At 66.3% G+C, this 7914-nt stretch carries 6 protein-coding genes and 2 pseudogenes; 4 read left to right on the top strand and 4 right to left on the bottom strand.

Going from position 1 to position 7914, the window contains the following annotated elements:
• A pseudogene (locus ACFWEP_RS27885) lies at window positions 1–266 on the top strand (transposase family protein); the annotation flags it as partial.
• A gap of 108 nt (window positions 267–374) precedes the next feature.
• Here ACFWEP_RS27885 and ACFWEP_RS27880 read toward each other — a convergent pair.
• The 3 genes from ACFWEP_RS27880 to ACFWEP_RS27870 form a co-directional block, all read right to left on the bottom strand.
• Window positions 375–1520 carry an SMI1/KNR4 family protein gene (locus ACFWEP_RS27880; RefSeq protein ID WP_387374007.1) on the bottom strand — a complete coding sequence of 382 codons (1146 nt, stop codon included), beginning with the start codon at window positions 1518–1520 and terminating at the stop codon, window positions 375–377.
• A 161-nt stretch (window positions 1521–1681) separates the two neighbouring features.
• Entirely contained in the window at window positions 1682–1906 is a 225-nt protein-coding gene (locus tag ACFWEP_RS27875) for a transposase (RefSeq protein WP_387374005.1), read from the bottom strand.
• 915 nt (window positions 1907–2821) lie between these two features.
• The gene (locus tag ACFWEP_RS27870; protein WP_387374003.1) at window positions 2822–3529 is read right to left on the bottom strand and encodes a ScbR family autoregulator-binding transcription factor; all 708 of its coding nucleotides are present in this window, start codon (window positions 3527–3529) and stop codon (window positions 2822–2824) included.
• Window positions 3530–4091: 562 nt separating this feature from the next.
• On the opposite strand from ACFWEP_RS27870, the gene ACFWEP_RS27865 reads away from it, so the two are divergent.
• The gene (locus ACFWEP_RS27865; RefSeq protein ID WP_387374001.1) at window positions 4092–4757 is read left to right on the top strand and encodes a response regulator; all 666 of its coding nucleotides are present in this window, start codon (window positions 4092–4094) and stop codon (window positions 4755–4757) included.
• 809 nt (window positions 4758–5566) lie between these two features.
• Window positions 5567–6814 carry a cytochrome P450 gene (locus ACFWEP_RS27860; RefSeq protein WP_387373999.1) on the top strand — a complete coding sequence of 416 codons (1248 nt, stop codon included), beginning with the start codon at window positions 5567–5569 and terminating at the stop codon, window positions 6812–6814.
• A gap of 35 nt (window positions 6815–6849) precedes the next feature.
• Here the strand turns inward: ACFWEP_RS27860 and ACFWEP_RS27855 are convergent, their stop codons facing one another.
• Window positions 6850–7269, bottom strand: coding sequence for a transposase (locus ACFWEP_RS27855; RefSeq protein ID WP_387373997.1), 420 nt, complete (start codon window positions 7267–7269; stop codon window positions 6850–6852).
• Between the two features lie 305 nt (window positions 7270–7574).
• On the opposite strand from ACFWEP_RS27855, the pseudogene ACFWEP_RS27850 reads away from it, so the two are divergent.
• Window positions 7575–7878: pseudogene (locus ACFWEP_RS27850) on the top strand (IS5/IS1182 family transposase); the annotation flags it as partial.
• Window positions 7879–7914: the final 36 nt, after the last annotated feature.

The raw sequence follows: 7914 nt of genomic DNA, 5'->3' as shown, positions 1-7914 counted from the left end.
TCAAGACGCTGCGCGAGCACGATCCCGACTTCATCCTGCTCGACGGCACCCTCGCCGAGTGCGACCGGGTCGGCGACGGCCGGGCCGACTACTCCCACAAACACCGGCGCCACGGTGTGAACGTGCAGGTCGTCACCGGCCCCTGCGGCCGACTGCTGTGGCTCTCGCCATTCCTGCCGGGCCGCACACACGACCTGACCGCCGCCCGCATCCACCGGATCATCCAGATCTGCGAGCGCCAGGGCGTTCCCATCCTGACGTCAATCCTCAAGGCCATCCTCACGCTGGAGCGGCAGCGCTGAAGAAGCTCAGTGAACGCTTCGTCTGGCGATAACCGCCGCTTGGCGCGCTCACGGTGAACCGAAACCCTGAGGTCAGTCCTGATCTTGGGTGTACTGGGCCGCGTACCAACTGGAGTCGATGGCGGGGTTGCGCAGCGCCCCCCAAAATCGGTCGTCAGGTATCGGGGGAATTGGCGGATGGCCCAGGTCCGCATGCAGATCCGCACGCCAGTCGAGAGTGAAGTGACTCCGGGTCTCCGCGCTCTCGCACACGGATCTATAGGGGGATCCCCAGATCCCGAGGGCTATTTTCTCCGCGGCCCACCTGCGAGTGACGTCTCGGCCGGTGTCGGCCTGTGCGAGCACCGCGCGGAGTCGCAAGGCGAGCGGGCCGGTTTGGTCCGGCCGCGGTAGGGCCACACCACGCTCCCACGCGTTCAGGGCTGCCTTGACCTCCGGGTAGTTGTTCAACCCCGTTTCGACCGCCAGTCTGCGCAGCTGCTTCCGCGCGGCCTCAACCACGTGCTCATACGGCAGGATTGCGATCAGTGCACCGAGTTCCTCATGTCCGTCCAGGTGGCTCACGTGGAGGAGGTCGGTGGGACTGTGGGACAGGTCCAGCTCTGGCAGCTGCTCATCCGGTGCGGGAAGGGGCTCGTCGGCACTGCACTGCGGCCTGGCAGGCAGAGGCGCCTCCCAGAACAGTCGGCCGTTGAAGGTGACGACACCAGCCTCCTGACCGCGCTCAAGCATGTCGGCCAGTTCGGCCAGATACCCACCCAGCGAGTCGGCCTGCCCAAATCTGGTGCCGGTCTCGTCGAAGAACCGTCCGATCGCACCGAAGGAGTCCCGCCCAGTACGGCAATCCATCAGGAGACCGTCCGACGTCACGTCATAGGAACCGAACTTTACGTAGCTGCGAAGCCAGTAGTCCTCGGCCTCCCCGTCGGGGCCTTGGTCGATGCCGCGCATGAACTCGGTATCCCCGAGGGTTCCGCTCACTCCGAGCAGCCGGTCACCCGTACTGAACCGGAAAGCCTCAGGCCCCTCCAGCGCCCCGTTGTGCCGGAGGAGTGAAGCGACCAGGTCCGGAGGAAAGGTGACCCCCAGTTCCTCTTGCGCTGCCGCGATCTCCTCGTCTCCTGCGGGCGGCCGAAGCGTGGCGAAAGTGCGGGGCGCGTGCTCGCGCAGCCACGCGTCTATGCGAGTCCATGAGTCCTGGACCAGGTCTGATGTCATAGGGCCGACCTTAGAACCAGCGGCTGACAACAGCTTGATCGTCGCTCACCGGCCTTGCCGCCAGGTTGGCGTTCAGGCCGACAAGCTCGAGTGGACCCTTGTCCCGGCTCACCAAGCTGCTGGCACCGGACGCTGCAGCCGCCCGCTCGACACTGAAGCACTCAGTCGCAATCACTCGATCGGTGGCCAACTCGAAGAAGCTCAATGGTTCCGTCGTCGTGCCACCAGTTGAAGTACCAGTACACAGTGGGCCAGGGCGGAAAGTTCTTCGGCACCTCAAGCCAGGCGCACCCGGTCCGCACCACGTAAAGGATCGCGTCCACGATCCGCCGGTGTGAGTGCTTCTCCCGCCGCCCACCCTTCGGCGGGCCCTCGCCGCCGACCATAGCGGCTCGACCAGTGCCCACTGTTCATCCGCCAGGTCCGACGGATACCCGCCCCCAGAGCAATTCACGTATGACTCAGCGCCCCCTGCCGCGCCGGGACACGGCAGGTCTCACATGCGGTCTCAGCGTGGCCGCGTCACAGAACCTGGGCAGTACCAATTCTCGTGAACATCAGCAAGCCAGTCGATCACCAACTGCCGCCCATATTGGCGAATAAAGCGCTGCCCCTCAGAGTGAACGAAGCTACATCGGAGAAAAATGGTGTGGTATTCGCTGTGTGGCGTGTTGGTTGATTTGATGTCGGGCGTGTATCGGTCTTTCTTCCGTGTTGGTCTCGGTGTTGGTTTGTTCGCGGTTGTCTCCTGTTCGTGTGGGATTTACAGCGTGGCTGTGGACTCGGGTGCGGGGCTCTTGTTTGCGGAAGTTTGATGGAGTGGTCGTCGTGGTGGGTTGTGGTCCGGGCGTGTCGGTGTCGCTCGCGTGGGTCCTGTGAGGCGGTGGTAGGTCGCGTTCTTTTGTGGCTGGTCGTGCGGAAGGCGGGCTTGCTCGCAGGGGGTTGTTCCTGGTGCGGGATCGCGTTGGTGGTCTCCTGCTTGTGGTGGGTGTCTTCATGGCTACTGGCTGGCCGGTGCCTGCTCTCTTTTGCGGTGGTCGGCGGCTCGGTCAATGTCCGTTGCTCGTTCGGTAAGTCGCTCGGGTGCTGCTTGCGTTTATTTTTTCGGTGGCGTCACCAGGTCAATAACTGTGAACCGGTAGATTCTGCTTCAAGTGCCATATGTCAGGTGGCAGCAGATCTGCTTTTCGGGTTATGCACTGCTTTCCGAGGTCTTCTTCTGCGGGGTTGGTGCTTGTCGTTTGTGTTGTGGGTTGTGCTGGGGTTGGGGCCGGTGTGGGCGATAGCTGTCGATGTTGGGGTCAGGGCTGGTTTTTGTTGTGGTGGGTGGGTGGTGTGTGATGGGTGCCGTTGAGGTGTAGTTCGGTGAGAGGGGCGGGCGTTGTTGTGTTGTGGAGGAGGTGGTGCCAGACATTGGTGATTGTTTGGTGGGAGAGCCAGTTCTTGTTGTTTCGGGCGAGGGTTTGGAGGCCGATTGTTGTTGCTGTGATGGTGTTGGCGAGTTGTTGGGGTGAGGTGTGGGGGGTGAGTGTGCCTTCGGTGGCGGCTTGGGTGAGGAGTTGTTGGACGTAGTTTTGCCAGGTGTGGTGGAGGTTGGGGTGGCCGTGTTCGTTTGCGTCGTTGTTGAGGCGTAGGCCGGCTCTGGTGATGACGTCCTGGCGGAGTGTGCGGGCGAGGGCGTGGGTGGTGTCGATCAGTGTCTGCAGGGCGTTGTTCCGGGTGCGGCGGGCTTGGTCCGCGGCTTTGTAGAGGTGGTGGAGGGCTGTTTGTTCGACGGTGTCGGCCAGTTCTCGTTTGTTGGGGAAGTGGAAGTGGAGGGCTCCGCTGGTCACGCCTGCGCTGTTGGTCACCTCGCTCAGGCGTGTCCGTTCGTAGCCGTTTTTTTCGAACTGTTCGGCTGCGGCACGGAGGAGGGCTCCTCGGGTGCGGACGGAGCGTTCCTGTCGTTCCTTCCCGGCGCGGCGGGTGTGCGGCTGCTCGGGATCATGCATCGGCTGTGACGTCACCATGGAGTCATCAGTACTAAGAAGAATCATTTGATGCCAGCCCGCTGGGGTCTATGTTCCCTATGTGAGGTTTTGTGTCGACTTTCTCGCCACGCTGGCTGGAATTCATTATGGGCCGAAAGGGAAGGATGCCCGTTTCTCGTGGTGCTATAACCGGGCGAAGTGCAACTTTTCGTTCGAGTAGAGGCCTTTGACAAAAACATTCTCTGGCGTCTTATAGTTGGGCGACGGGTTGTGTGGGGTCCATACGAGGGGAAATGAAGCCATGGCTGGCGACACAGGCTTGCTTGCACGCCGTGTTCCCGAAATGCGCGGAGGGCGGGGGGTTGTGCGTGGGGGGCCGGGCGACGCTCCTGGCCTGCCGGATCCGGAGTCGTCGCCGGGCCACGAGCCGGCGCCAGGCACCGAGTTGTCGCCGGGTGCGGGTTCGTCGTGGGACTCCGAGTTGTCGCCGGGCCATGAGGCGGCGCCGGGCTTGGGGTCGCCGCCGGGTGTGGGGTCGTTGCCGGACTCTGAGCCGTCGGGGGTGCGGGGTGGTGAAGGGGACGGAGGGTGGCGTGTTCTGGTGGTGGAGAGTGATCCCGGCCAGGCGGACCCTCTCATGCGCGCGCTGCGTCGTCACGGGCACCGGGCGGCGGGCGCCGTGACCGGGACCGCTGCTCTGCGTGTCTACGGGCAGGCCGATCTGATCCTTCTCGATCTGGACCTCCCCGATCTGGACGGTCTGGAGGTCTGCCGGAGTATCCGGCGGGTGGACGACATCCCTGTGATCGCGGTGACGTCGCGTGGCAGTGAACTCGACCGGGTGCTGGGTCTGCGCGCCGGCGCCGATGACTACCTGGTGAAGCCCTACGGGCTGCAGGAGTTGATGGCGCGGATGGAAGCGGTCATGCGGCGTTTCAGGCCGCGGGCTCCTCTCCAGGGCGGGCCGGGCGGGTCGGGCGGTCGCGTCACGGCCTGTGGCGGACTCCGTATCGACACGGAGAGGCGCAGGGCGACCCTGGGCGGTCGGCTGCTCGACCTGACCCCGAAGGAGTTCGACCTCCTCCATCTCCTCGCCACGCACCGTGGGGGCGTGGTGCCCCGGAAGCTGCTGATGCAGGAGGTCTGGGCCGGTTCCTGGTCCCGGCGCACCCTGGACACCCATGTGTGCAGCCTGCGGAACAAGCTGGGATCGGGCGACTGGATCCTTACCGTGCGCGGGGTCGGGTTCCAGATCGGACCGCGCTGAGGGCGGGGCGGTACGGCGGCTGGGCCGACCGCCCGGGGCGCCTCCTCCCGAAACGAGGAGGCATCCCGGGCGGGAAGGCTCTCCGGGAGGGGAGGTTCTCCCGGCAGGAAGGCCGGCCGGGCGGGGGATTCCCCGGGTGGAGCGCGTCCGCGCGGTGAGGGGTCGTGGTGAAGGTGGCGGTGGGTGTCTCGTACGTTCCTGTGGTCTTTCTCGGGCCCGGCATGCTCCCGTTTTTTTGTGGTCCTGTGGTGGGGTTGCCGACTGGCGGGCGGGTGTGGCTGTTGCCTTGTGTCGAGGGCATGGCCCGGGGGCGGGGTCGCCGGGTGCGGGGCCGGGCAGTTGGCGGGCGGCGGGTCCGCGCGACGTGCGCGCGCACGGGCCCCCTGCCGGGGCCGGCGCCGTGAACACCTCTCAGGGAGAGGGAGGGCAGTGATGCCCCAGACCGCCCCCTCGGTTCTCCTCGGCGTTGCTTCCCTCGGTTCTCTTCCGGTGGGGTGCTCGGTGGGGTGGGGTGTGCGGGTCGGTGTGGTGCGTGAACGGTCCGGGATCACGGCGTTGTTTCCTGTGCGGTGGTGTCGTGTGCGAGCGTTTTCCTTTCGCGCAAGAGGTGGTTTCCGGCCGCTCGTCCTTCTGCTCGAAATGGCCTTCTCCATTTTGTTCCGTGAGTAATGCCGGGGAGGATTCCAGACCCTATTGACGAGGGCTGGGAAATGGAGTCTGCTGAGCCCTGGTACATCGCCCGCGTCCTTCCCGTGGAATTGGAGGGGCGTCCTTTCTTTGCCACCCTCCTACGGAGAGCAGGAACACCGGTGAACGTTCAGTCCGCAGTCATCTCCCCTGACCTTGTCCGGCTCGACGCCCTCGGCGCGGATCCGCACGCGGAGATCGCGCGCATACGCAGGCACGGCCCCGTCGCCCCGGTCGTGCTGCCCGGCGGCATTGTCGTCTGGTCGGTGACGGGGTATCAGGAGATCAAGCAGTTGATGGCGGACCCGCGGGTCTCGAAGGACGCGGAGCAGCACTGGCCGGTCTGGATCGACGGCGATGTCCCCGCCGGCTGGCCTCTTTCCCTGTGGGTCTCGGTGCGCAGCATGATCACCGCGTACGGCGAGGATCACAAGCGCCTGAGAAAGCTCACCGCGAAGGCGTTTACCGCGCGCAGGATCGGTGGACTCAGACCGCGGGTCGAGGAGTTCACCGGCTTGCTGCTGGAGGAACTCGCCGCCGTCCCGGAAGGCGAGGCCGTGGATATGAGAGAAGCCTTCGCGGCTGTTCTGCCCGTTCAGGTCATCTGCGATCTGCTCGGCATTCCGGAGGAGGCGCGCCGCCAGCTCCAGGACGCGATCGGCCTTACCTTTCTCACGGACGTGCCGCCCGAGACGGTGGAGCGGAACGTGGGCGAGCTCTACGCGGCACTGAACGCCCTGGTCGACTTCCGGCGCGCCACGCCGGGCGACGACCTGATCACTTGCTTGATCGCCGCGCGGGACGAGGAGGTGGAGGGGGGCCTCACCCAGGAGGAGCTGGTGGACACTGTCCTTCTCGTCATCTCCGCGGGCTACGAGACGACGGTGAACCTCCTCGACCATGCCGTGCACAACCTGCTGCGGCATCCCGAGCAGCTCGCGCTCGTCCGTGACGGTGCCGCGACCTGGGACGACGTCGTCGAGGAGACCCTGCGGTGCGACCCTCCCGGCTTCCACGTCCCTCTGCGGTACGCGGTCGAGGACATCGAGGTGGGCGGTGTGGTCGTCGCCGCCGGGGACGCGATACTCGTCTCGCCGGCAGGGGCCGGACGCGACCCCGAGGTCCATGGCCGGAACGCGGACGCGTTCGACGTGACCCGCGGCACGCGCCGGACCCACCTCGCCTTCGGCCACGGGGTGCACCACTGCCTGGGGGCCCCGCTGGCCAGGATGGAAGCCGTCGTCGCCCTTGAGGCCCTCTTCCGCCGGTTCCCCGGCCTGCGGCTCGCGGAGCCGGAGAAGCCCCTGGCGCCGCTGCCGTCGTTCATCTCCAACGGCCACCTCCGGCTCCCCGTGCTGCTCCACGCGTGAGCTTGATTCTGCCGGGGATCTTGGAGTGGTCGAGGTCAGGTGCCCAGGGTTCGCCAGGATTTCGGTAGTGGTAACTCGCGCTGGTCGAGGTAGTCCTGGAAGGCAGTCGGTCGGCGGGGCGCGGGTGCGTTCTCAGCAGGCGGCAGTTTGCTGAGGCGCTCGATGTTGACGGCGATGGCCGTCAGGACGTGTTGGATGTGGGCTTTCCCCTGTCCTCGGTAGCGGCAGCGTCGCATGCCGTGTCCGTGGGCGAACTCGTTGACTGTGCCCTCCACTCCGGAGCGGATCGCGTAGCGGCCCTTCCATGGGGGCGTCTGCTGTTCTGTCCGGAAACGGAGTTGCAGATCGCGGAGTTCTCGCGGGGGAAAGCCCACCGTGCGGGCGCCGTCTGCGGTGCTGGTGCACTGCGCGCGGGTTGGGCAGGGGCGGCACTGGCTCTTGGTGAACCTGGCCACGATCAGCGGGGCCGCGGTGGGTGAGGAGGGTCGGGTAGGGGCCGTGCCAGCCGGCGCCGACCTGTCCCTGGGGGCAGGTGACCTGCTGGCGGTCGTAGGCGATGTGGAAATCGGCCCTGGCGAAGCCCTCGCCTCGGCGGTGCAGGCGGGTGGGATTGCTGGTCAGCGGCCCGGAGACGGTGACCTGGTGTTCCCGGGCGGCTTGTTCCAGGTGGGGCAGGGAGGTGTAGCCGGCGTCGACCAGGTGCTCGGCGGGCAGCAGTCCGCGACGGGCCAGGCGGGTGTGGATGCCGGGGAGGACCTGGCTGATCCGCTGGACGGCGGACAGCGAGAACGCGGAGACCGTCCCCCGTGCCCCGCACCGCGGACGTGACGGGTTTCCAGGTGCCGCCCCGCAGGTGGGTGGCCGAGCGGACATTCTTCTGACTGGGACGGTGCGGATGGCCGGCCCGCGACTGCGGGCGCAAGACGGCGCTTGTCGAAGCCATGATCCAGGTCGCCGTGATCCGGCTCATGGCCGCCCGCCTCGCCGGCGGGACCGTGGAGCCCCGCGGCCCCGTCGAAACCGAAGCGGCCCGACGCCTCACCGGCGGCCTCGGCCACGAGTGATCAACTGGTTACCCAGCACTTTCTGAGGCCCGCGGC

It is taken from the genome of Streptomyces sp. NPDC060198, from assembly GCF_042728415.1.
Taxonomy (GTDB): Bacteria; Actinomycetota; Actinomycetes; order Streptomycetales; family Streptomycetaceae; genus Streptomyces.
The sequence above is the reverse complement of the archived record's forward strand: the minus strand, read 5'-3'. Positions and strand labels throughout refer to the sequence as shown.

Coding starts and splice junctions, on each gene's coding strand:
- ACFWEP_RS27880 (WP_387374007.1), bottom strand. CDS start 1,520: ATGACATCAGACCTGGTCCAGGACTCATGGACTCGCATAGACGCGTGG.
- ACFWEP_RS27875 (WP_387374005.1), bottom strand. CDS start 1,906: ATGGTCGGCGGCGAGGGCCCGCCGAAGGGTGGGCGGCGGGAGAAGCAC.
- ACFWEP_RS27870 (WP_387374003.1), bottom strand. CDS start 3,529: ATGGTGACGTCACAGCCGATGCATGATCCCGAGCAGCCGCACACCCGC.